The following is a 1,542-nucleotide window of genomic DNA, read 5'->3' as shown; positions in this document are numbered from 1 at the left end:
TTTTAGAGTTGAGTCCCAGACGCTCTTCTATGGTCGTGAGTCTTTGTTCTAGGTGTAGTATGAGTTCTTTGACATTGGCGGGGGTCTTTTCCCAGTCTTCCCTGGGAATCTCGACTCCAGCAATCGTGAGCTTCTCTTCCATGTTCCCCAGTTTACACCCTCCCCCCCCTGAATAGTTACTGGAAATTAGAGGTCGTTTTCCTGAAGTAGGCCATTTGCATAACTCTATTTTCGCATTTTCAAAATCCGTGAATACAACCCCTAATCCCAGAGCATTTTGGGAATTCAACCTTTTTAAGGGAACATCATAGTAATTGACTGTGGTCGCCATTTTTTCTTCAATTTAACTAAGAATTGAACTGTTAATGGAAAGTTCGATCCCACTTGCCAACTAAATTGACGGCAAATGGCTGAGGAAAATACTGCTCAAAAATCCTGTAATAGAGTAATTCCTCCTTACTTTTTATGGGGTCTCCCCGAAAGCGTGCCCGATCGAAATCTTGGTCAGAAATAGTAGCCTCAGCGTGAGCTGCTAAAACTTTAGAGGAAGCAGAACCATGAGCAAATTCCATCTTGTCTCGCCAAACTATTTCTGGGGGTAAATAGTCTTCAAAAGCTTTACGGAGCAACCATTTTTCAATGCCAAATCTCTGGTAAAGCTTGAGGGTAGGATCTATAGTCAGTGCCATTTCCACAAAGTCTATATCTAGAAAAGGAACTCTTGCTTCTAAACCATGAGCCATTGTCATTCTGTCTAATTTTTGCAAGTTGAGATTATGTAATCCTTTAATCCGATATACCAATTCTTGATTTAACGTTTTGCCATCATTGTAATCAGCTAGATAACTATAGCCAGCAAACAACTCATCTGATGCGTCTCCTCCGAGAAGTACTTTGACATATTGGCTAGCAAGATGAGATAGCAAGTAGGTAGGTACACAACTTCTTAACCAAGCGGGATCATAGGATTCAAAGTGGTAAATTACCTCGGGTAGAACAGAAAGCATTTCTGCTTCTGAGTAAATATATTCGTGATGAATTGTTCCTAAATATTCTGCTACTAATCTTGCTGCTTTCAGATCTGGAGAGTTAGCAAATCCGGTGGAAAAAGAATGTAGTTCTGACAGTTCTCGCTTCATTAAGGCCGCAATAATGCTAGAATCAAGTCCTCCACTGAGAAATACTCCTACAGGAACGTCAGACATTAAACGCCTGCGGACACTTTGAGAAAGTCCTTGGCGAATTTTTTCTAAAATCACCTCTACATCTTCTAAAAACACATCGACTTCGGGAAAATCGTAGTAGGGTTGTAAACCCTCATTAGAATGGTAATAATGTCCTGGAGGAAACTCTTTAATTTGTTCACCATGCTCTATTAAAGCTTTGATTTCCGAAGCAAAAAATAAACCTTCTTCACTTTGAGCATAGTATAAAGGTTTAATGCCTAAGCGATCGCGAGCGACAAATAATTCCTGATCGCTAGCCAAGATAAAGCTAAACATACCCCTGATTTTTTGAGGCATCTGAGTGCCAAACTTTTGG

2 protein-coding genes are annotated in these 1,542 nt (G+C 40.3%); both read right to left on the bottom strand.

The features are described 5' to 3' along the window. Positions 1–331, bottom strand: a 331-nt coding sequence (locus F6K53_RS41510; protein ID WP_293086215.1) for a hypothetical protein, incomplete at its 3' end; no start/stop codon positions are given. A gap of 31 nt (positions 332–362) precedes the next feature. After that, the coding region (locus F6K53_RS41505; RefSeq protein ID WP_293086213.1) for an asparagine synthase-related protein at positions 363–1,542 on the bottom strand (1,180 nt) is incomplete at its 5' end.

It is taken from the genome of Moorena sp. SIO4A1 (genome assembly GCF_010672065.1).
GTDB lineage: Bacteria > Cyanobacteriota > Cyanobacteriia > Cyanobacteriales > Coleofasciculaceae > Moorena.
The sequence above is the reverse complement of the archived record's forward strand: the minus strand, read 5'-3'. Positions and strand labels throughout refer to the sequence as shown.